Raw genomic sequence first — 21999 nt, forward strand, 5'->3', positions numbered from 1 at the left:
GTCCGGCCTAGTTAGGCCGAATGACTTGATTACATTTCCGACAGCTGCACCCAGCGGCGTTCTTCAATGGATTTATCCACGGCTTCCAGCACAGCCTGACATTTCACGCCATCCTCAAAATTGGGCACAGGCTGCCTTCCCTCCGATATAGCGGTCGAAAGCTCCAGGATTTCATGCGTAAAGGTGTGCTCGAAACCGATCGTATGTCCCGGAGGCCACCATGCTTCCATATAATCGTGAACGGGATCGGTTGCCAATACGCGGCGGAAACCCTGAACGTCCTCATCGTCCGACGTAAAGTAAACCTCCAGCTCATTCATCCGTTCAAAATCGAATTTGACGCTGCCCAAGCTGCCGTTGATCTCGAAGGAATTGGTGCTGCGGTGACCCGCGGCAAAGCGCGTCGCCTCAAAGCTGCCAAGCGCCCCGTTCTCAAAGCGGGTCATGAATAATGTAGCGTCATCTACCGTCACTTTCCCCATGGGACCGCCTGTGCTTCCTTTTGCGCTTAACCCGGTCATTTCGCTGGCAATGGGGCGCTCCTTAATAAAGGTCTCGCTCGTTCCGATCACTTCCTGCATATCGCCGACCAGATAATGCGCAAGATCGATCAGGTGAGCGCCAAGATCCCCGTGCGATCCGGACCCGGCCACTTCCTTCTGCAGCCTCCATACCAACGGGAACTGCGGATCCATGATCCAATCCTGCAAGAACCAGGCACGAAAATGATAGATCTGACCCAATCTTCCACTTTCAACCAGCTTCTTGGCCAGTCTTACGGCTGGCGAAAATCTATAGTTAAACCCGACCATATGGGTGACTCCCGCTTCTTCCGCAGCCTGCAGCATCTCTCTGGCGTCCGCTAAGGTCAAAGCAAGCGGCTTCTCGCAAAATATATGCTTGCCCGCCTTGGCCGCGGCAATGGCAATCTCCTTATGGGCATCGCTTGGGGCATTGATATCGATCAGATCGATATCTTCCCGATTGACAAGCTCCTTCCAATCGGTAACGCTTTCATTCCAGCCTAATTGATCGGCTGCTGCTTGCACGGCCGACACATTGCGGCCGCAGATCGCCACCATTTCAGGCTTCAGCGCCTCCGGAAAAAACATCGGTAGGCTCCGGTATGCATTGCTGTGAGCTTTACCCATAAATTTATAACCGATCATGCCGACACGTAATTGTTTCATCCTTCATTCCTCCTTGAATAAGAGTTCATTCATTTCGATGAAGCGAAGATGCACGGATTACCAGGCGAGTTGGCAGCTGGCGATGAAGCACTGCGTTCGTTTCGTTGCCTTCTGGCAGATCGGAGGCTTCCAGCATGCGAAGCACATGCTCTGCTGCAAGGCATCCCAGCTCATAGAACGGAACTCTCACGCTGGTAAGCGGCGGGGTGCACAGCTCGGCGGCTTCCGAATCGTCATACCCGACAAAGGCAGGCATCCGCTCTTCCGAAATGCCTAACGCACGCAGGCCCTGCTGAAGTCCAATCGCCATGCGGTCATTGGCGGCAAATACGGCTTCTATCCGGTCTAACTTCCCGGCGATTAACTCGGCTGCGGCATAACCGCTTTTGCGGCTGAAGTTACCTTCGAACAGCAAAGATTCATCCAGCACGATTCCCGCTTCATTCAGTGCCTGGCTGTACCCCTTTAACCGGTCGCGACTGTTGGAATACTGAGGCGGCCCATTAAGAAAAGCAATTTTCCGAAATCCCTGCTGTGTCAAGTGATGAACGGCTTGATAGCTGCCATCCACATGATCGGCATCCATAACGTGAAACGCCTCACCGTCAAAGTATTGATTAATCAGGCAATAAGGGTGATCCGCTTCACTCAGCTGTTTGATGGCCGCATGTTCGCCTTCATCATCCCGGGCGCCAAGAATAATGCAGGCATCGACCTTCTGGGTCCGGAACAGGTTCAAGTAGTCCATCGAACCGCCGGGCTCACGGAACAGCATCAATAGGTCATATTGGCTTTCCAGCGCCTTACTGCCAATACCGCTTAATATTTCGGAAAAATAGTACGCGGAGAATATGCGGGCTTTCGGCAGGTAGGGCATGACGACACCCAGGTTACCGCTTCTTCGGCGGGCAAAACTTCGGGCAAGCGCACTCGGGGTATACCCAAGCCGATCCGCCGCTTCCAGCACCCGCTGCTTGGTCTCCTCCTTGATGGGTCCGACCCCGTTCAGTACACGGGATACCGTTGCTTCCGAAACGCCGGCAAGCTGTGCTACCTCTTTACGACTAGCGATATTCATCAAGCCTCCTGCAATTTATGTACGCGCGTACATTTTCTCATGGAGCCTCGCTGTTGTCAACTGTCTTAACCTAATTTCATGTATAATGGGGAGATTGAGATTAAACCACGACGAAAGAAGAGACACATATGAGCATTTTCATCACGATGTTATTTCTGGGCGGTCTTCTCGGGTTTGTCGGTGCCGGCGGATCAGGCTTCATTATTGCGCTTCTGGTTACCGTATTTCACATTCCCGTACATACGGCGCTGGGCACTTCCATCGCCGCCATGGTATTCACCATGATCTCCGGTTCCATCAGCCATCTAAGGGAAAAGAATGCGATTCTATCCACCGGGCTTGCCGTCGGACTGTTCGGAGCCATCGGCGCATATGCAGGCAGCCTTGCCGCCCGGATCATTCCGGAGGATCGGCTGGTATGGTGTACGGCGATCATGCTATTTTTGTCCGGCCTGCTCATTATGCTCCGGACTCGCATGCAGTTTTCGCCGAAGCCCATGTTGACCTCTATCCGTTCCTCACGATTCTGGGTGATGGCTCTGATCTCCGGCTTGATCACCGGCGGCATGTCCGGGGTGTTCGGCATCGGGTCGACCCCATTCATTCAGCTTGCCCTGATGATTCTGTTTAACTTGCCGATTGCGCTGGCCGTAGGCACAACCATGATGGTTATTATGCCGATTGCCCTCTTTGGCGGCATCGGTTACTTCCAAGCAGGGTATATCGACTGGCAGCTGCTGCTGCAGGTCGTTGCCGGTACGATGATCGGTTCGTACATCGGCGCGAAGTTTACAAGCAAAGCGCCAAGAACGCTGCTGCGGTTCTCCATGATCCTTATGCCGATCCTCGGCGGTACCATCATGCTTCTGCGATAATCTTATACCGCTTCTGGAATTAGAGCGTCCGCATCCCTTATCCTTTGTTGCGAACGTTCTTTTTTCGTCCTCCGGATACCCTCCGATATCATGCAGCAAAATTGTTCTTGCACCATGTTTTCAGATGTGCCATAATCATCTCCAGACACTTATTAAACACGTTTAAAAAGAAAGGGAAGTGGTGATGACAACGCGCAAAGAAGCTTTACCGACACCGCAATCCATGAAATATGCCGTGCGGCGCGCGCTCCGCGCTTCCCTGCTGGAGCTCGGCAGCGGAACGAAAGCGGAGCTGAGTGATAGGCTCGGCATCAGCTTTCCTACGGTAAGCAAAGTTCTGGAACAGATGGCGCAGGAAGGCGAAGTTACCCTGCTCGGATTGGATGAGTCCAGCGGCGGCAGGCGTGCAAACCGCTACGCTTTTAACCCGGACTATATGCTGGGTCTCGCCGTTTATTATGAGAAGGAGCGGAGCGTATACACCATTTTTAATTGGAACGGCGATCTGGTCGAACAAAAAGTAGAAGAAGGCATACTCCAGCTTGGACCGGAAGCGCTGGCTTCCCAGCAAAGAAGCTGGATCCGCCGTTATCCGAAGATCCGCTCGATCGCCGTCGGCATGCCGGCTGCGGTGCGTGATGGCGTTATTTTTCACGTTCCGTTGTATGGGACATTCCAGGATTACGACCTCAAATCTTACCTGGAGAACCTGTTCTCCATTCCTGTCATCGTGGAGAATGACATGAATGCGGCCGTGCTTGGCTATCAGAATCTGAGCCGCTCGGAGGAGGCCTCCCTTGTATACGTGTATCTCGGACACAATGGGCCGGGGGCGGGACTGCTGATCAACGGAAACGTCGTTCGGGGCAAGTCGTTCTTTACGGGGGAGATCGGTTATGTACCGATGAGCAAAGACAACAATTTTCACGATGTATTGGATCGCAAGAGTTCTGTCATGAGCCGTCTCATCGAGCCGGATGAGGAGCAAATCGATGCGTTAAGCCGATTAAGCGCCGCCTTCACCGCGATTCTCAATCCGGACGCCATTCTGTGGTGTGAGCATAACCTCCTGCCCTCTACCCTGCTCTCCATCAAAGACCGGGCTTCCGCCTACGTACCGGAACGGCATCTGCCCGACATGCTGCTTCGCGAGTGGGAACATGACTACATAGCCGGCCTGCAGCGGCTTGCGCTGGACATGATGATATCCGATACAAGTGCAATGTAAAATTCAACGATGACGATTGGGGAATAACCGTGAATACAGACCTTCAAACGAAAGCAAAACCTAAATTCAGCAAAGACTACACCCTTCATTTGGCAACCATTTTTCTCGGCTTTATCATTTTCGGAATTTCGGAAAATATTAAGGGGCCCGCCATTCCAAGGATTCAATTCGATTTCCATCTGGATGAAATGCAGATCGGCACCTTGCTATCGCTGAACGCGCTCGGGTACTTGATTGCTTGCTCTTTCACCGCGCTGTTAACCCGGAAGATCGGGATCAAGTGGGTCAGTATGGCTGCCTTCGGTTCGATGGCCATCTCGGGTGTGTTTATCTTCCTGTCGCACAGCTACCCGATGTTTACCGCATCCTACTTCTTCATGTACATTGGAAACGGTATGCTGGAGATCGGCCTCGCCATTTTGGCGGCCCGGATCTTTGTGCGAAACACAGGCACGATGATGAACCTGTCCCATTTCTTCTACGGAATCAGCTCAACCGTGGCACCAATGATTGCATCCGGCCTCATGACGGTAACCGTGTTTAATCACACGCTGGACTGGCGGGGCATGTATCTGGCCATGCTGATGTTATCCATACTGCCGATGATACCGGCACTCATGAGTAAGTTTCCCGGGGACGATCTATCCGAAACGGAACGTACTCCGCTCAAGCTATTAGTTAAAGATCCCGCGCTGTGGCTTGTTGTCATGATTCTATCCTTCGGTGTCGTATCGGAGATGGCCGTTGGCGGTTGGCTCGTAAACTTTCTTGAAAAATCGTACAAATGGGAACCTACGGCTGCAGCCGGGATGCTGTCCGCCTTCTTCCTTTGCTTCTCGGCAGCACGCCTGCTGCTTGGCCCGATAACGGACCGGATCGGTTTCACGCTGTCCATTATCATCCTGTCCGCGTTGACCGGAGTATGTACTTTTGTCGCGATCTTTGGCGGGGAATCCTATGCCTTCCTGTTCGCGGCTGCAGGCATTGGAATTGCTCCGATTTATCCAACGGTCATGGCTCTAATTGCCAAAAGATATCCGAGAGAGAGCGACACCGCGATTACGTTCATCGTTACCATGATGGGAATCGGCAGCGTTATCGGCAATTACGCAATCGGAGCGATCACGAACGGATTCAAGCAAATGTACGGCAGCGGAACAGAGCTTGGTTTGCTGCGTGGGCTGCAGGCCGGCTATGGCTTCATCGGATTGTGTGCCATCCTATGCTCACTCTTTGGCATCATTCTGTACCGTTATTTAAAAGTCCGTAAGCAGTTGGTCTAATCCTATGATTCCTTGAAACACAAAAGGGAGCCCTCTCATGAGTACGAAAGGGCTCCCTTTTATTCATTATTATCGTTTGTCTACTTACACCCTAATTAGCCCAAGTCGGGTTGATCGACAAGTTCGATGCTTGCTGTTTCGGCATGATGCAGCTCAAACACCAAGATTTCATTGCGGCCCTGCTTCAGCAGTGGTCCAGGCAGATAAAGCGCTGCCTGCGGTCCCTGTTCCCAGTAACGCCCCAGGTTAAAGCCATTGACCCAGACCACCCCTTTTCCCCATCCGTCCAAACGGATAAACGTATCTCCAATGTCATCCACCGTGAATTCACCCCGATAGAAGGTTGGGCGATCCCGCTGTTCAAGCGGACCCTCCAACGGTTGAAACGGTGCCGCATTCGGATGTTCAAGCGGCAAAGGATAAATGCTCCAGTCATACAGGAACTGGTTGTTCATCCGGACTCCCTCAGTGATCCCTTTATAGTCCTTCAGCTTCGGGCCGTAATTAATACGCCCCATATTCTCGACAACGATCTCCAGCTTCGCGCCGGCTGCCGGAACATCGATCTGCAGGGCTTGGGGATTCCAGCGTTCAACCGTCCCCTGATACTTACCGTCCAGGAATACCTGTGCCCGGTCATGCACCTCTTGCAGATACAGCGATTCTCCTTGACGAGGTCCGGAGATATCCGTTGCATAAACGATGAAGCCATAGCTTTGACCCAGCAGTTCCATCGGTACAGGTGTCGTACGTTTCACCGGCTCGGATAGCACCGGCAGATGTTCCAGCAAGTCGGCATAATGGGTCATGCGAACCGAACCATAGCTTTTTTTCTTAACGGGCTGAGGCAGACTTGGGAAATCGGAGGGCTCTTTCCCCTGATGCTTCGCAATCGTGCTGCGAATGGCCTCGAATTTAGCTGTTACATCCCCAGACTCCGAAAGAGGCGCATCATAATCGTAGCTGGTTATCGTCGGTTCATACTTCTCATGAAAATTCGCCCCGTTATAGAATCCGAAATTCGTTCCGCCATGAAACATGTAGAAGTTCACGGATGCATTCAAGTCCAGCATCTCCTTGAACACAGCGGCGGCATCTTCCGCGTCCCGGGTATGATGCGGTTTCAGCCAATGATCAAACCATCCATTCCAGTATTCCATGCACATCAGAGGGTCTTCTGCGCGATATTCCCGCAGTTTATCAAAAGCCTCCTTCGTTCTTGAACCGAAGTTGACGGTAGCGAGCACACCCGGAACGGTTCCGCCTTGCAGCATGCCGTCTGTGGGACCATCCGAAGTGAACAGCAGTACATCTACGCCTCGATTGATCAAGCCATCCTTCAAATACTCCAGATATGCCGTATCATTTCCGTAGCTCCCGTACTCGTTCTCGATCTGCATTGCAATCACCGGACCTCCATTGGAGGTTAATAACGGAACCAGGCGCGGAATCAGCTCATCATAATAATGGTCAACTTTCTCCAGAAACACCGGATCCATGCATCGCAGATGGATATCCGGATACTGCAGCAGCCAGGACGGAAGCCCGCCAAATTCCCATTCGGCGCATATGTAAGGGCTCGGCCGAAGGATCACATGCAGCCCGAGATCACCGGCGATTTGAACGAATTTCTCCAAGTCGGCGATGCCATCAAACGTAAATTGTCCTTCCTTGGGTTCATGCAAATTCCACGGAATATAGCTTTCCACGGTGTTCAATCCACAACTTTTCAGCTTCATCAGTCTGTCTTCCCAATATTCCGGTACGATCCGAAAATAATGTACGGCACCCGACAGAATCTGTATTGGCTCATCCCCGAGCACGAACTGTTGATTAACCGCTTTCAATTGAGCTTTCATATCCTGTTTCCTCCCTGCGCGTATCATTTCGCTTGCTATTGTCATCATCTATCAAAAGCTCGTGCTGCTCAATCTCCAAATGGATCATTCTTTATACCTTTTGTGCCGAATATTCCAATTCGCAAGATCCTATTATGATAAAATAGATGGCATAATCACTGGAATTTTCGATGCCAAAGGAGCCTGCCCATTATGGATATCGCTTTTCGCTTTCCCAATATGATTCACACGCTTCAGGTAACGGGATGCCATTTTGATTCCCAGCCGCCCGGCTGGAGTTATCCGAGGCATCATCATCACCTGTTCGAGCTGCTGTACTGTCTGGAAGGCGAGGTCCTGCAGGAAATTCATCGGGAGTCCTTTACGCTGCGGCAAGGGGAATGGCTTTTGATCAAATCCGGGGTGCCCCATCAAACCTCTAATCTAGCCAACAGGCCGTATGGATACTTCAATGTTCATTTTGATCTCGATGATCAGGAAATTCGGAGCTCTTTGTCCGCTGCCCCTTACCGCCACATTCGCCAGCAGGAAAGCGAGCACAGCAATCTGAATACATACGTAGAAGAGCTGGAGGGAATCGTTCGGCGCAGTCAGCCGGCAGCCCATTCGCTTCACTCGGAGAACCCGAGAGCCGAATACAATCTCACCTTTGAAGACAGGCTGCTGCTCCAATCCTATACATTGCTCATCATCCACGATGTGCTCTCTCTCCTGAAGGTGCAGGACGAAGTAAAGCTGCCTTCGTCGACACAGGCTGTATCAGGCTCCCACAAACCGTCTTCCTTGCTTACTGCCGATGCGGCGCATGCCATTGAAGAGAAACTATCATCGGGGCTCACAGAGGAGATCTCTGTCGCAGCGGTATCCAAAGAGCTTAATTTAAGCCGCAGCCAATGCAGCAAGTTGTTTCGCCAGGTTTACGGAATATCACCAAGACAATATATCAGCCGTCAAAAGCTCACCCTAGCCAAGGAGCTGCTGGTCACGACCCATCTGCCAATGACGGCGATCGCCGACAAACTCGGATTTCGCTCAGCCAGCCACTTTTCAAGGCAATTCCGCCGCTGGACCGGGCAGTCGCCGACGGAATACCGTCCCAGACACTAAATAGTGGAATTTGATTATTTTTAGTAAGTTACTTGACAATTAACAGCATTATTAAGTATGATACAATCTATAGTTTCAGCTATACAAAAGTTAGTTGATAACCATTTAAAAATAAGGAGCTGTTACCATTCATGCGTAGTTATTCTTCTACGGGTACTTTCATTATTCGTGTTATTCTGGGCGTCATCTTTTTGGCTCACGGTTTGGATAAATTCCAGAGCGGCATTGGAAACATCGAGGGCTTTTTCGCCAGTTTGGGAATCCCCGCATTCATGGCAACCGTTGTGGCCATTATCGAAATTGTGGGTGGTATTGCATTGATTATCGGTTTGGGAACGAGAATTGCCTCCCTTGTTCTTGGCGTTGTGCTTGTCGTTGCTATTTTTCAGGCAAAGCTGGGCATGGGCTTCCTGGGTGGCTATGAATTGGATATCGCCCTGCTGGCAATGGCTGTTCACCTTGCCCTTAGCGGCAGCAGCCTGCTCTCGGTTGATTCATTGTTCAGCAAGAAGAACAAAGCCTAAAGTAATCGTTAAGGTTCGCCGGTACCACGTTTAGCGGTAGTTTTTCTTGCGATATCAGGCAGCAGATCCTCCGAAGTTTATACTTTCTGATATCTTAAAAAGAGCCGTACCTGACGATCAGTTTCCATTGAGACTGATCCAGGTCCGGCTCTTTTTATAACATGTTATGAAAAGTTGCTGCCGCCCGTTTCTGCCGCTAAAGGCGAATTCCTTTGCAGTCTCAGGAGTGTGAACGACAACCCTGCGGATATCGCAATACAGATTGAACCTGCAATGTACACCATGCGAATGCCGAGTGTATCCGCAATTAGACCAATGACGGCAATTGATAAACTCGTTACCATGGACAGCAAGATATCACGCGAAGCGTAAATTTTCGGCAGCATCTCTTGATCTACGCTGGATTGGAGCGCGGTTTGCTGCGCCACATCCCGCAGCTGGTAGGCGGGTCCCATCGCGATGCACAGGATCAAAGCCACAATCGGAATACTGTTCAGGCCATACCACAGGGTAAGCAAACTGAACACCGCTGAACCAACAGCCATGCATAGAATCAGATTTTTCTGGATAAAGGAAGACAGCAGCAGCATCAGTAACCCACCAGCAATGGCGCCTACATAATAACTGGCGTTAATAAAACCCCACCAAGCTTCGCCTTGATGCAGCACTTCCTTGACATACACCAGCGTGATCGCGCCCACCCAGATGGTTCCGGCAATCCCTTCAATCATATCCATAATCGTGACGATTCTTAATGTAGGATTTCTCCACAGATGCAACCAGCCTTCACGAATCACTTCCCAGCTTGGTTTCGCTCGTCCAGCTGCAGCCGGTTCCTTCTCCTTCATGGAGCCCGCTGCGATCCAAAGGCACAAAACAGATATCCAGATGAGTACGCAGCTCATGATTAAAGTCGGCATATGTCCAAACCGTACAACGAGAAAGCCCGTAAAGGTATATCCTGCAATCTGCAAGGATTGGCTGGTCACGGATAGTGAGCTGTTGGCCTTAACCAGCCGCTCAGGTGCAACCATTCTCGGAACCATGGACTGGATAAGCGGGTTTCCCCATCCTTCGGTAAAAGCAATGAACAAGATAAACACACACAGTATAGCAACCTGAGATGATATGTATGGGAATGAAATGACCAATGCGGTTAGCAATAGGGCTTTCATGACTTGAAGCCTCACCAGAAGCTTGGAGAAGCCAAATTTCTCCATGACAAGCGGAGCTGTAAGGCCGGCGACAAACCGTGCGACTGCGTTAAACAGCGGGAACAACGCGGCAATAAAGGCCGATCCGGATTCTTGATACATAAAGGTAGTCAGTACCATGACGTAGACAACGCCTGCCAGCGACAAACTCGAATGCGAGGTCCAGTAGTATAGAAACCCTCCTCTTTTCATGTTCACACCCTATCCTGTTGATCTTTTATCTATTAGTCATAACATAGGTTGAAAGTTGCTGTAAAGATAATGGAAGTTCTCCCATACGAAAAAAGGCCTGCTCCCATGATCCATCCATGAGAGGCAGGCCTGTGAAACTGTATTTCAAACACTAACAGCAACCGCCCAACGGTCCTGTCCCGGATAAGGACATCGCTTGTCTTTCAGCTTTGCAGTGATCTGTACGATGCAGCCGCACAGCGTGCATGTCGTGTCCCCTTGCAGCTTTGGACAAGAGAAGCACGCACGAAGACGGGCATCATACTCACCATCCGGCACGCAGCGGTCAGACGTAAACATAGGAGAAGATAGGACGCGCGTAATTTGTTCCTCGTTAACCAGGTAATCGTCATGACAACCTTTACACCGATTATCCGCCATCCCTTCGTTTATCCTGCCGTAATCTCGAGAACGGTAACGGACATCGGTGCGAGCTTGGCACGCAGAACGTCGCCTTCCTGTTCAAAAGCATGGAATGCAGCCGGCTTCAGGGTCTCCGGCGATTCAAAGGTGTTATGAGCGTCCAGCGAATCGGAGGCAAGCTGCCGGCCTACGATCTTAGACACCGCTCCGCTTAATCCCCGAAGCTGAATCGTCACGTCACTTTGCTCCACATGACTCACATTACACAAACTCACATGGATTTTGCCGGCTTGATCCTTCGAGGCCGTTACGGATACTTGCGGAATCTTCTCGCCGTCCATCTCATAATCAGCGCCGCTGTAGTTGGTAGCCAAACGTTCTGCATCCTGATGCACTTTATACATATCAAACACATGATAGGTTGGAGTAAGAATCATCTTATCGCCTTCGGTTAAAATGACGGACTGCAGTACATTGACAATCTGCGCAATGTTCGCCATCACAACCCGATCATTATGCTCATGGAAGATATTCAGCGTTAAACCCGCCACCAGAGCATCACGGATCGTATTCTGCTGGTACAGGAAGCCCGGATTGGTGCCAGGCTCAACGTCAAACCAGGTCCCCCACTCATCTACAATGAGGCCGATCCGCTTGTTAGGATCATACTGGTCCATGATCGCCGAATGTCTTGTAATCAATTCATCCATATGAAGCGCCTTCTTCATCGTGGTGAACCATTCCTGTTCGCTGAATCCGGTAGCAGCGCCTTTGCCTGTCCAGAATTCGCCCGGAATGGTGTAATAGTGAAGACTGATGGCATCCATGAACGGATGTGCTTCTCGCATCACGATTTCCATCCAGCGGTAATCATCCACGTTCGGGCCGCAGGCAATCTTGTAGATCTTGTTGTCGCCATAGTTGCGAACATAAGTCTGATAGCGTCTGTACAGATCCGCATAATACTCCGGCCGCATATTGCCGCCGCAACCCCAGTTCTCGTTCCCGACGCCAAAATATTTTACATTCCATGGCTTCTCGCGGCCATTCTCCTGGCGCCATGCGGCCATCGGCGACACGCCATCAAAGGTCATATATTCAACCCATTCCGACATTTCCTGCACGGTGCCGCTGCCGACATTGCCCGATATGTATGGTTCACAACCCAGAAGCTCGCAAAGACGCAGGAATTCGTGGGTGCCAAAATGGTTGTTCTCCACAACGCCGCCCCAGTGCGTATTGACCATTTGCTTCCGATTCTCTCGCGGACCGACGCCGTCCTTCCAGTGGTACTCATCTGCAAAACAACCGCCAGGCCAGCGCAGCACCGGTATGTTAAGCTGTTTCAGCGCCTCCAGGACATCATTGCGGATCCCCTCCGTATTCGGAATCGGTGAATCCTCTCCCACCCATATGCCCTCATAAATGCAGCGACCCAGATGCTCGGAGAAATGACCATAAATATTGCGGTTGATCTTGCCTTTGGATAAATCCGAATGAATGGTAATAACATGACTCATAACTTATTCCGCTCCTCGCTGTGGTTTTATAGATATTTATATGAAACAGTTTAATAATCTTTAAAACAATGATATCGACCAAACCGTATTCCGTCAACCCGTAATTTAAACGCTTTCACGAAATAGCCTTATTTTTCACCAAAAAAAACCGGCCCAAGCCGATCTTCCGATCGGGCTTTGAGCCAGTCTCTCTTCAACGCGTCGCCCGGATTAAAAATTCCCGGGTCCGCTCTGCCTTCGGTTGGTTAAATATTTGATCCGGCGTGCCGGATTCGACGACCTGTCCGTTATCCATGAAGATAATTCGGTCCGCCACTTCTTTGGCAAAACTCATCTCATGCGTAACGATCACCATCGTCATATGCTCCTCGGCCAGCTGCTTGATAACCGCCAGCACCTCGCCGGTCAGCTCGGGATCCAGCGCCGATGTCGGTTCGTCAAACAGCATGATGTCCGGATTCATCATCAGAGCTCTCGCAATGGCCACACGCTGCTTCTGTCCGCCAGACAGATTCCCGGGGTATACATCTGCTTTATCAGATAAACCGACCTTCTTTAGTAGAGAGGCGCTGTTTAACCTAACTTCTTCCTTTGATTGTTTCTTTACATGTTTAGGTGCCAGTCCCAGATTCTCCTGTACCGTGAGATGAGGAAACAGGTTGAAATGCTGGAATACCATGCCCATCCGGGATGTGATCGCTTTGATCCCCGGCGGGCTGGCATACACGCCATCCTTCACGAGATATTGATCCTGCAGCTTGATCGATCCGCCATTAATCCCCTCCAGATGCACCAGGCTCCGGAGCATGGTGCTCTTACCCGAACCGGAAGGTCCGATGACGGCAATCACTTCATTCTTCTGAATTTCAAAGCTGACGTCCTTCAGCACGTCCAGCTGGCCGAAGGATTTTTTTACATGGGTTACTTCGATAATTGCCATTACACGACAGTCCTTCTATTCATATTTAAATCGGCGTTCCAGAAACTTAAACAACATGGTTAACACTAGCGTCATTAGCAGGTATATTACACCTGCAATGAAAAACGGCATAATCGTGACATCGCGATTGACCGCCGTATAGGCGAAGTGCAGCAACTCCGGAACCGCTACGGCATACAGCAGCGCCGTATCTTTTACCAGTGTAATGGATTCGTTGGATACCGCCGGCAGGGCTACGCGAAACATTTGGGGCAGAATCACTTTCGTGGTCGTTTGCCAGCGGTTCAGGCCCAGCACCTTGGACGCTTCATATTGACCCTTGTCAATCGCCAAAAGGCCTCCCCGGAAGATTTCCGCAAAATAAGCGGCGTAGTTTAGCACAAATGCCAAACATGCGGCTACAAAACGATCCAGAACGAGATACTCTCCAATCACGGGCAGCACCGGCAGCCCGAAACAAAAGAACAACAGCTGCAGCAGCAGCGGGGTACCACGAAACACATAAATATAGGCATTGGCCAACCAAGCCAGCGGCTTAATTGCGCTTCGAACCATTAAGGTGAACACAAACCCGAGCGGGATGGAGACCAGGATAGCAATTAAAAACAACAGTATCGTTGTCTGTGCGCCCTCCAGCATCGGTTTGCCGATTTGAACAATGTAATCCATACTCATATACGCTTAACTCCTAATGGAAAAACTTCTTGAGATGCTTGAAGTTCTTCAAAAATATCGTAGACCCATGGGGAACACAAAACCGGAGCCTTTGGTCAAAGTCCGGTTTCTTGGAATACCTATGGAAGGATGAATAACCATCCTTATGAAGCGTTTTACTTCAACACTTTGTTTTCGCCAAACCATTTCTCGGAAATCTTGGCTGCCGTGCCATCGGCATTCATTTCGTCCAGTGCTTTTTGCAGGCTTTGAAGCAGCTCCTCGTTGCCTTTTTTAACCCCGATCCCATACTGCTCCGGTGCCAGTGATTCCTCGAGAATCTTATATATTCCCTCTTCCTTGGACATGAAGTATTTCATCACGACTTCGTCTATGACCACAGCCTCTACGCGCCCATTCTTCAAATCGCTCAGAGCCAGCATATTGTCAGGGAATTCGTTGATCTTCTTCACTTGCGTGTGAATCTCGTTGGCGCTTAACGCATCGGCAGCCGAGGACAGCGACTGCAATCCGATCTCTTTGCCTGCCAAATCGCTGATCGAAGTTATATCCGAATCAGCCAGCACAGCGACGACCTGGCTATTCTCCAGATAAGGCTTGGTGAACAACACTTTCTCCTTGCGCTCATCGGTGATGGTATAGCCGTTCCATATCAAGTCAATGCGGCCGCTGCTAAGTTCGGACTCCTTCGATTTCCAGTCAATAGGCTGGAACTTGACTTCCTTGCCCATCTTCTCAGCTGCTGCACGGGCATAATCGATATCAAAGCCGACAATTTCATTGCTCTCGTCACGAAAGCCCATGGGCGCAAACTTGTCATCGATCCCGACAACCAGCTCATTGCCACCGCTTGCTGAGCTTGAACAGCCGACTACGGTTAATAAAAGCATGAAGCCTGCTAATACTGATGCTATCTTTTTCACCAAAAAATCCCCCTCGTAGACATTAAACGCAGCTATATTCTGGATGCAAAGGAATTCGCATCAGATGCAAAAACTGCTTTTTCACTTTAGTACGTTATCAAGACTCCATGATACCATATTAGCAGAGAAGAGTCGATAGTTTCATAGAATGGTCAATTTTCACCACCCGATATGAAATTTATGTATTTTCATCCTATTTTAAGGTTATTTTAAGGATGATTTCAGTTTAGCGGGAAAGAATGAAGGACTGTAAGACCAACATCTAGAAAGGCGGTAAACAACAATGACAACCCACTTGAAGTCAGTGAAGCGGCTGGTGCTTGTCACCATCGCTGTAGTCATGGGCCTTGCTTATCTTCCCGTCTCGGTCTCAGCGGAACCGATCGGACAGCAAACCGAATCACCGGCTGTTCCTTCTTCCAAAGACGAACGCGGGCAACATAAACCCGGTCATATGTTCAAGGCAATCTCCGAATTTCTGAAGCTGGAACCGCAAGTTCTTCGAGATAAACTCAAAACCTCGACGCTCGCGGAGATCGCCAAGGAACAAGGTATATCTAGAGATGCTATGAAAGCCAAGATCGTTGAGCTGTTGAAGGATAAAATCTCCTCGCATCCGAAGCAGCTGGGCAAATCCATCGATTACTCCGCTGCGGCTGACAAGCTGCTTGACGCCAAAGGCGGTTGGCATCAGCAGCGGATGCACCAGCGTCATGGCCGGCTGATCTCGGATAGCGCCGAACTGGCCAAGCTTCTGAAGACGACGCCGGAAGCACTCAAGCAGTCGCTCCAATCCGGAAAATCACTGGCTCAGATCGCGAAGGAGCAAGGCGTGCCCGTCCAGGCCGTTATTGATCAACAAGTCGAGGCACTCACGAAGCGCCTGGATCAGAAGTTGACCGAAGGCAGGCTGACGAAGGAAGAATACGAGGAGCGCAAATCCAAAATTGCTCCATTTGTCAGCGATGTGGTGAATGGTAAACTCAAACCGATGAAACACAGCCGGTAAAGTTCCCGCTTGCGCTTGACCCTTTTGCCATTCGATAAGAAAACGTCTATCGACGTACTTTCTCAGTAGACAGACCGCATTTAGCGGAAGTTTTTCTTGCGAGATAAGGATGCTAAGCCTCGGATGTTTATACTTTCTTATCTCTTAACACAAGAGCCGCTCCATCGGTTAGGAATAACCAATGGGAAGCGGCTCTTTATCATTCTATTCTATTTATCATCCATATTAAGGCACGTATTGTTGGATCATCTTCACAACGACGCCATCTTCAACGGTGATATGAAACGGAAACCATTTCATGTCTACGATATCATCCTTTTTGTAGATGTTCGTGAATTTGTCCAGGCTTACCATCTGATTCCAGGAAATTTGAGCATCCTCATACCGTCCGGTATGATCGTACAACTGAAGCAGCACTTCTGCATCGTCTGCCACAGGAAGTTTAATCTGTTCTTCCGTATCGTTTACGATATAATAGCCGTCCGGAGCCTCCGTCATCTCAGGGTCCTGCTCCCGTTCGCGGAACACCTGATTCGCTTCTTCTCCCTCGTACCATTCAATCGGATCGACTTGCAGATAGACTTTGCCGTCTCTAATCTCAAGCCCGTTAATATAGACAGCTTCCTGATTCGAAGCTTTCGGAACCGGCTCATAATTGTTGCCTGAGGCTACGCCAACGGTTGTCATCATGATCAGTACCAGCAGCATCATTGCTCCCAATTTCCAAGCCGACTTCTTCATCTTCTCATCGCTCCCTCTTCATCCTTCTATTGAATAGATTCAGCTCGTGAACCCAACTCGACATTGTACATTAAACATTATTAACCCAATTCCTGGATATTTGAAACGTATATGTATTTTATCATTTATATCTTTATTATAAGAGCCCACTTGGTAAAAAGGATGTCAATTCGATGTAAATTCATTACAATATTTCAATCTTGGTAAGCGCTTAAAAATGGGAACGAGGAAGGATCTTCTGTTATGGATGAACCAGGAAACACCCATAATATAAAAACAAGCCCACCCCGCTGATTCCTCAGTCGATGGCAGGCTTGTTGATACTCACCCTATATTATTGATTGAATGCTTCGGTCAGAACAGGAACGATCTGCGATTTGCGGGAAACCACACCTTTAAGAAGGGCCTTGTTCTCTGACAGAGACACATTATATGCTTTCTCAATAGCTTTGGACTCTTTACCGAGTGCAAGAGCGATCGAATCGTTGTTCAGGATATCCGTCACAACGAAAACGAACAGGTCAAGATTTTTGTCGGCGATAATCGCTTGAATCGCATCTTCGAGTTCGGCTTGACGGGACAATACATCATTGGTATCGACCGCGTTAACCTGGGCGATTTCCACTTTGGCTCCGCCCATTTGGAATTCCTTGGCGTCCAGTGAGATCAATTGTGCGATGGTTTTGTCGCTCAGATCGGCACCTGCCTTGAGCATCTCCAATCCATACCTGTCCGCATCCACGCCAGCGATCTCAGCCAGCTCGCGAGCTGCTGCGATATCTTCGTCCGTGCAGGTTGGGGATTTGAACAACAGGGAGTCCGAGATGATGGCGGACAGCATCAGGCCAGCAATTTCTTTACGAACGGCCACACCTTTTTCCTTGTAGATCTTGTTCAGAATGGTAGCTGTGCAGCCGACAGGCTCAGCACGGTAGTATAACGGATGGCTTGTCTCAAAATTCGCGATGCGGTGATGGTCGATAACCTCAATCACGCGAACCTGATCAATGTCGCTTGCGCTTTGCTGACGCTCGTTATGGTCCACAAGAATAACGTCTTGCGCTTCGTTTGCAACCGTCTCAACGAAACGAGGTGCTTCTACCTTAAAGTAATCGAGCGCATATTGCGTTTCACCGTTAACGTCTCCAAGACGTACAGGCTCGGCGGAAAGGCCGAGCTGGTTCTTCAAATCAGCATAAGCAATAGCAGAGCAGATCGTGTCCGTATCCGGATTTTTGTGTCCAAAAATTAATGTTTTAGCCATGTGTAATGCCCCTCTCGCAACAAGAATTTCATCGTTTATATCGATAAACAGATGATCACCTATCTGATTATATCGTTAAATTCTACTTATTCCAATTCCTTTACAGAGATTATTTTCTGGCTGTGTTATACCAGTACAATTTCCGGTTCCGGAACGAATCCAAAATGGTTGTTAATCGACTCCGAGATCAGATTCATCAAGTACAGGATGTCCGTTGCTTTGGCATGCTTCTGGTTCAGAATCATGTTACCGTGATGCGGAGAGATGATCGCGCCGCCATATTCGGTTCCTTTCATATTCAGCTGATCCACAAGCGAGCCGACGGCTACCCCATAATCATAATTATTTTTGAATACGGAACCGCAGGACGGGTAATCGAAATGGCGTTTACTCGTCCGGTACTTGATGATATCAAGCATCGACTGCGGCGTCTCAATTCCCCTTCCTGCCAACGCGTGTACCTCACCCAGGAAGAATGAGAAAAAGGACGGCAATGATGATGGATGGCTGCCGCGAGTTTTCCACTCCGTAAGCAGCTCGGACGTCATGCTGATCTGCTCCTCCGAGCTGACCGGAATATTGAGATCGGCCCCTACGATGATCCAAGGGTGCTGCTGGAAGATGGATTGCTTGTATGCAAATAAACAGTCCGCCACGGTAATGGACTGTACCTTTAAGCTCGAATCCATCGTATCAATATAATAAACGGTATCCAGAATATCGCAGATTTGGCGCGCATTATATTTGGCGTTCATATAGATGCCGGCCCCTACGCATCCAGGCAGCAAAAAAGTAAAGTCGAGCAAATCCGTTCCGCCCATTAAACCCATTAAGGACAGCAAAGACATCGGCGCGCCGGATGAAACGTACCATTTATCTCCCGACACCCGCAGCTCTACCAGGTTTTTGAGCGATATAAACACCAGATCATGCTTCGGTTCATCCGGGAACAGGATATTGGAGCCCATTCCAAAGATGTACCATGGCATCCCGCGTTTCCTGCAGTCCTGCAGGAGATCCGCCAGATCATTTGCCGTTTCAGGCATGGCCAGATAATTGGCTGAACCGCCGATCCCATACGTCGAAAAAGCAGACAGCTCCACATTGCGCTTGCACAATCGGTCGATAGCAGATGTATGTAAAGTCATCGTAGACATGTCACTCCCTATTCTTCACATTAGGCATAACAATCCTTACTAAATGTGGGGATGTTACATCATTATGATCCAACTGCTTAGGTGGTGTCAATCTGGGGCGGAATCCTGGCTAAATAGCAAAAAATCCCTGGATTACAGCCCGTAGACCGTAACCAAGGGATTCATTCATAATCACTTTATTCGTGCCCAGGATTTATTCAAGGAAATCCTTGAGACGTTTGCTGCGGCTCGGATGACGCAATTTACGAAGCGCCTTCGCCTCAATCTGCCGAATACGTTCACGCGTAACGCCGAACACCTGCCCTACTTCCTCCAGAGTTCGGGTCCGTCCATCCTCAAGTCCAAAGCGCAGCCGGAGCACATTCTCTTCACGCTCGGTGAGCGTATCGAGCACTTCCTCCAGCTGTTCCTTCAGCAGCTCAAACGCCGCGGCATCTGCCGGTGCCAATGCGTCCTGATCCTCAATGAAATCACCCAGGTTGGAGTCGCTTTCCTCGCCGACCGGCGTTTCTAGGGACACAGGTTCTTGGGATACCTTCTGGATCTCACGTACTTTTTCCGGCGTGATATCCATCTCTTTACCGATTTCTTCCGGTGTCGGTTCGCGCCCCAGCTCCTGAAGGAGCTGCCTGGAGACACGGACGAGCTTATTAATCGTCTCTACCATATGCACCGGGATCCGGATGGTTCTTGCTTGGTCAGCGATCGAGCGGGTTATCGCCTGACGAATCCACCAAGTGGCATACGTACTAAACTTAAAGCCTTTGGAGTAGTCGAACTTCTCCACCGCTTTGATCAGGCCCATATTGCCTTCCTGTATCAGATCAAGGAACTGCATTCCCCGACCAGCATAGCGTCTTGCTATACTTACAACGAGACGAAGATTCGCTTCGGCCAAACGGCGTTTCGCTTCTTCATCTCCCTCCTCTATTCGTTTGGACAGTTCCACTTCTTCATCGGCTGTAAGGAGGGGAACACGACCGATTTCTTTCAGGTACATGCGAACCGGATCGCTAATCTTGATGCCTGGTGGAAGTGAGAGATCGTCATGAACCGAAAAATCCTCTGTCGGAGAATTAGCCGCTTTCTCTGTATCCGTAACCTCTCGTTCCAATGCAAAATCCGCACTTTGACGGTTCTCCATTCTATGCCCCCCTGTTGACAATCCCATATTTTCATGCTAATCTAGCATTAGGTTATTATGACATTAAGCCAATAGTTATTTATCCTTCATTCTAGCATATTTTTCACACTATATCAACTTCTAATATATTCTAGTTCATTTCACCCGATCTCACCCTGAGACCGGGTTTTTTATGTTCCAAATCTGCCTTAGGGAACTAGTCATTGCCTCTTCGCGAACAAGTACAAGTCCATCCTCTTACAATATATATGCTACGTTTATTTAAGCTGATCTAGTACAGCTTTCGTGTTCTGATTCAGCGGTTTCACATCGGGAGCCTTCACGGGCTCATCGCTCAGCTGATATTTGTGCTTGAGTTCAAGCGTTGCCCTCACCCGGTCATTCAGCATCTCTTCCGGGATCACGCCGCTATGGGCAGCCTCGGTCAATGCCTGAATGACGGCTTCCTCCAATGCATATTCATGTCCGATCAGAATCATGTTGCTCCCTGCGACAACGGACTTCACGGAAGCCTCTCCTACGTCCGTACTGCCGGAAATAGCCCCCATTGTCATATCATCCGTGATAACGACACCCTTAAACCCCATATCTTCCCTTAACAAATCATTTATCACGGGTTTCGAATAGGAGGATGGCGTATCCGGATCGATGCTCTTCATCAGCAGATGCGCAACCATAACCACATCGGCCCCTTCATCAATCGCTTGTTGAAACGGTACCAGCTCCAATTCATGCAGACGCTTCAGATCATGATTAACAACGGGCAGACCGAGATGGGAATCGACCGAAGTATCGCCATGCCCTGGAAAATGCTTCACTACAGGTACGACGCCATGCTCCTGTATCCCCTTCATGGAGGCAATCCCCTGCGCGCTTACGGTTTCTGCTGTATTGCCAAAGGATCGATCGCCGATGACCGGATTGTTCGGGTTGCTATTAATGTCCAGCACCGGGGCGAATACCATGTTGAGCCCGAGTCCCGCTACCTTCTGCGCGATAAGACCGCCAACACGCTTCGTCAGCGCAAGATCCCCCTTGCTTCCGACTTTGCCGCTTGACGGCAGCTTCACATACTCATCGGGAAAACGCGTAACCCGTCCGCCCTCCTCGTCTATACTCAGCCACAGGGGCACCGGATTCGCTTCATTCGCTTCCTTCAGATCGTTGAACAGCTTTACTGACTGCTGGACGCTCTCGATATTATCCTTAAAAAAGATAAATCCGCCGACATGGTAATCCTCCAGCAATCTGCGCGAGGTATCATCCAGGGCAGTCCCTTCGATTCCAACCAGCACCAGTTGTCCGATCTTCTCCTTGACGGTCATGCTATTCAAAAGCTCGGCTACCGCATCATCCGTCTCGTTCTCAGGCAGATTCCCTTCCTCGCCTTCGTTGTCCGTGCTGCCTGATGGAGGCGGTGTCCCGTCTTCATCTTCTGGAGATGGAGTCTGCGGCTCCTGCACTTGCCCGGGCGGCGAAGCTCCTGATCCGTTATCTCCGGGGTTGCCCGGTTCGGCTCCGTCCCGACAACCTGCCACAGCCAACAGCAAGATGACAACCAACATCGTTAAGCACATCCATTTTGTCGTACGCTTCAGCATTGTCACCTTCCTTCAAATTCACACTACTATATTCGTCCTCTGTTCCACAGAGTCCTTCCATCATAACATGATT

General features: G+C 49.9%; 20 protein-coding genes. 6 read left to right on the forward strand and 14 right to left on the reverse strand.

The annotated features are described in order from the left end of the window. Positions 1–29: 29 nt before the first annotated feature. Complete coding sequence (locus PLA01S_RS11485; protein ID WP_127592337.1) at positions 30–1190, reverse strand: Gfo/Idh/MocA family protein; 1161 nt, start codon at positions 1188–1190, stop codon at positions 30–32. A 25-nt stretch (positions 1191–1215) separates the two neighbouring features. Continuing rightward, positions 1216–2268, reverse strand: coding sequence for a LacI family DNA-binding transcriptional regulator (locus PLA01S_RS11490; RefSeq protein WP_127592339.1), 1053 nt, complete (start codon positions 2266–2268; stop codon positions 1216–1218). Between the two features lie 128 nt (positions 2269–2396). Between PLA01S_RS11490 and PLA01S_RS11495 the strand changes: the two genes are divergently transcribed. The 3 genes from PLA01S_RS11495 (at position 2397) to PLA01S_RS11505 (ending at position 5654) form a co-directional block, all read left to right on the forward strand. After that, the gene (locus PLA01S_RS11495) at positions 2397–3143 is read left to right on the forward strand and encodes a sulfite exporter TauE/SafE family protein (RefSeq protein ID WP_127592341.1); all 747 of its coding nucleotides are present in this window, start codon (positions 2397–2399) and stop codon (positions 3141–3143) included. 184 nt (positions 3144–3327) lie between these two features. Further along, positions 3328–4371: an ROK family transcriptional regulator gene (locus PLA01S_RS11500; protein WP_246059448.1), complete on the forward strand. Its 1044-nt coding sequence runs from the start codon at positions 3328–3330 to the stop codon at positions 4369–4371. A gap of 29 nt (positions 4372–4400) precedes the next feature. Further along, positions 4401–5654, forward strand: a complete 1254-nt coding sequence (locus PLA01S_RS11505; protein WP_127592345.1) for an MFS transporter — start codon at positions 4401–4403, stop codon at positions 5652–5654. 95 nt (positions 5655–5749) lie between these two features. Here PLA01S_RS11505 and PLA01S_RS11510 read toward each other — a convergent pair whose 3' ends face one another. After that, entirely contained in the window at positions 5750–7513 is a 1764-nt protein-coding gene (locus PLA01S_RS11510; RefSeq protein WP_127592347.1) for a glycoside hydrolase family 35 protein, read from the reverse strand. 192 nt (positions 7514–7705) lie between these two features. Between PLA01S_RS11510 and PLA01S_RS11515 the strand changes: the two genes are divergently transcribed. Then, on the forward strand, positions 7706–8620 hold the full coding sequence (locus tag PLA01S_RS11515) for an AraC family transcriptional regulator (protein ID WP_127592349.1): 915 nt from the start codon (positions 7706–7708) through the stop codon (positions 8618–8620). A gap of 131 nt (positions 8621–8751) precedes the next feature. Beyond that, entirely contained in the window at positions 8752–9144 is a 393-nt protein-coding gene (locus tag PLA01S_RS11520) for a DoxX family protein (protein WP_127592351.1), read from the forward strand. A gap of 164 nt (positions 9145–9308) precedes the next feature. Here the strand turns inward: PLA01S_RS11520 and PLA01S_RS11525 are convergent, their stop codons facing one another. The 6 genes from PLA01S_RS11525 to PLA01S_RS11550 form a co-directional block, all read right to left on the reverse strand. Next, positions 9309–10550, reverse strand: a complete 1242-nt coding sequence (locus PLA01S_RS11525) for an MFS transporter (protein ID WP_127592353.1) — start codon at positions 10548–10550, stop codon at positions 9309–9311. 144 nt (positions 10551–10694) lie between these two features. Beyond that, positions 10695–10970 (reverse strand): DUF6171 family protein, encoded by a 276-nt coding sequence (locus PLA01S_RS11530; RefSeq protein ID WP_127592355.1) that lies wholly within the window; start codon positions 10968–10970, stop codon positions 10695–10697. Between the two features lie 8 nt (positions 10971–10978). Further along, entirely contained in the window at positions 10979–12472 is a 1494-nt protein-coding gene (locus PLA01S_RS11535) for an alpha-N-arabinofuranosidase (protein WP_127592356.1), read from the reverse strand. Between the two features lie 193 nt (positions 12473–12665). Next, the gene (locus tag PLA01S_RS11540; protein WP_127592357.1) at positions 12666–13412 is read right to left on the reverse strand and encodes an amino acid ABC transporter ATP-binding protein; all 747 of its coding nucleotides are present in this window, start codon (positions 13410–13412) and stop codon (positions 12666–12668) included. Positions 13413–13427: 15 nt separating this feature from the next. Further along, positions 13428–14087: an amino acid ABC transporter permease gene (locus PLA01S_RS11545; RefSeq protein WP_113058793.1), complete on the reverse strand. Its 660-nt coding sequence runs from the start codon at positions 14085–14087 to the stop codon at positions 13428–13430. 155 nt (positions 14088–14242) lie between these two features. Further along, on the reverse strand, positions 14243–15010 hold the full coding sequence (locus tag PLA01S_RS11550) for an amino acid ABC transporter substrate-binding protein (protein WP_127592358.1): 768 nt from the start codon (positions 15008–15010) through the stop codon (positions 14243–14245). Between the two features lie 283 nt (positions 15011–15293). On the opposite strand from PLA01S_RS11550, the gene PLA01S_RS11555 reads away from it, so the two are divergent. Beyond that, positions 15294–16019: a DUF1707 domain-containing protein gene (locus PLA01S_RS11555; RefSeq protein WP_127592359.1), complete on the forward strand. Its 726-nt coding sequence runs from the start codon at positions 15294–15296 to the stop codon at positions 16017–16019. Positions 16020–16244: 225 nt separating this feature from the next. On the opposite strand, the gene PLA01S_RS11560 is transcribed toward PLA01S_RS11555, so the two are convergent. The 5 genes from PLA01S_RS11560 to nagZ form a co-directional block, all read right to left on the reverse strand. Beyond that, positions 16245–16760, reverse strand: coding sequence for a hypothetical protein (locus tag PLA01S_RS11560; RefSeq protein WP_127592360.1), 516 nt, complete (start codon positions 16758–16760; stop codon positions 16245–16247). Between the two features lie 334 nt (positions 16761–17094). Then, the gene (locus tag PLA01S_RS11565; protein WP_127592361.1) at positions 17095–18024 is read right to left on the reverse strand and encodes a manganese-dependent inorganic pyrophosphatase; all 930 of its coding nucleotides are present in this window, start codon (positions 18022–18024) and stop codon (positions 17095–17097) included. Between the two features lie 125 nt (positions 18025–18149). Further along, positions 18150–19172, reverse strand: a complete 1023-nt coding sequence (locus PLA01S_RS11570; protein WP_127592362.1) for a UDP-N-acetylmuramate dehydrogenase — start codon at positions 19170–19172, stop codon at positions 18150–18152. Between the two features lie 202 nt (positions 19173–19374). Then, complete coding sequence (rpoD, locus tag PLA01S_RS11575) at positions 19375–20325, reverse strand: RNA polymerase sigma factor RpoD (RefSeq protein WP_076322045.1); 951 nt, start codon at positions 20323–20325, stop codon at positions 19375–19377. Between the two features lie 257 nt (positions 20326–20582). Next, entirely contained in the window at positions 20583–21926 is a 1344-nt protein-coding gene (gene nagZ / locus PLA01S_RS11580; RefSeq protein ID WP_127592363.1) for a beta-N-acetylhexosaminidase, read from the reverse strand. Between the last annotated feature and the right edge of the window lie 73 nt (positions 21927–21999).

Source organism: Paenibacillus lautus NBRC 15380, assembly GCF_004000945.1.
Taxonomy (GTDB): Bacteria; Bacillota; Bacilli; order Paenibacillales; family Paenibacillaceae; genus Paenibacillus_AQ; species Paenibacillus_AQ lautus.

Excerpts from the sequence above, each read along its gene's own strand:
- PLA01S_RS11485 (WP_127592337.1), bottom strand. The coding sequence starts at position 1,190 with ATGAAACAATTACGTGTCGGCATGATCGGTTATAAATTTATGGGTAAA.
- PLA01S_RS11490 (WP_127592339.1), bottom strand. The coding sequence starts at position 2,268 with ATGAATATCGCTAGTCGTAAAGAGGTAGCACAGCTTGCCGGCGTTTCG.
- PLA01S_RS11495 (WP_127592341.1), top strand. The coding sequence starts at position 2,397 with ATGAGCATTTTCATCACGATGTTATTTCTGGGCGGTCTTCTCGGGTTT.
- PLA01S_RS11500 (WP_246059448.1), top strand. The coding sequence starts at position 3,328 with ATGACAACGCGCAAAGAAGCTTTACCGACACCGCAATCCATGAAATAT.
- PLA01S_RS11510 (WP_127592347.1), bottom strand. The coding sequence starts at position 7,513 with ATGAAAGCTCAATTGAAAGCGGTTAATCAACAGTTCGTGCTCGGGGAT.
- PLA01S_RS11515 (WP_127592349.1), top strand. The coding sequence starts at position 7,706 with ATGGATATCGCTTTTCGCTTTCCCAATATGATTCACACGCTTCAGGTA.
- PLA01S_RS11520 (WP_127592351.1), top strand. The coding sequence starts at position 8,752 with ATGCGTAGTTATTCTTCTACGGGTACTTTCATTATTCGTGTTATTCTG.
- PLA01S_RS11525 (WP_127592353.1), bottom strand. The coding sequence starts at position 10,550 with ATGAAAAGAGGAGGGTTTCTATACTACTGGACCTCGCATTCGAGTTTG.
- PLA01S_RS11530 (WP_127592355.1), bottom strand. The coding sequence starts at position 10,970 with ATGGCGGATAATCGGTGTAAAGGTTGTCATGACGATTACCTGGTTAAC.
- PLA01S_RS11535 (WP_127592356.1), bottom strand. The coding sequence starts at position 12,472 with ATGAGTCATGTTATTACCATTCATTCGGATTTATCCAAAGGCAAGATC.
- PLA01S_RS11540 (WP_127592357.1), bottom strand. The coding sequence starts at position 13,412 with ATGGCAATTATCGAAGTAACCCATGTAAAAAAATCCTTCGGCCAGCTG.
- PLA01S_RS11545 (WP_113058793.1), bottom strand. The coding sequence starts at position 14,087 with ATGAGTATGGATTACATTGTTCAAATCGGCAAACCGATGCTGGAGGGC.
- PLA01S_RS11555 (WP_127592359.1), top strand. The coding sequence starts at position 15,294 with ATGACAACCCACTTGAAGTCAGTGAAGCGGCTGGTGCTTGTCACCATC.
- PLA01S_RS11560 (WP_127592360.1), bottom strand. The coding sequence starts at position 16,760 with ATGAAGAAGTCGGCTTGGAAATTGGGAGCAATGATGCTGCTGGTACTG.
- PLA01S_RS11565 (WP_127592361.1), bottom strand. The coding sequence starts at position 18,024 with ATGGCTAAAACATTAATTTTTGGACACAAAAATCCGGATACGGACACG.
- PLA01S_RS11570 (WP_127592362.1), bottom strand. The coding sequence starts at position 19,172 with ATGACTTTACATACATCTGCTATCGACCGATTGTGCAAGCGCAATGTG.
- rpoD (WP_076322045.1), bottom strand. The coding sequence starts at position 20,325 with ATGGAGAACCGTCAAAGTGCGGATTTTGCATTGGAACGAGAGGTTACG.
- nagZ (WP_127592363.1), bottom strand. The coding sequence starts at position 21,926 with ATGCTGAAGCGTACGACAAAATGGATGTGCTTAACGATGTTGGTTGTC.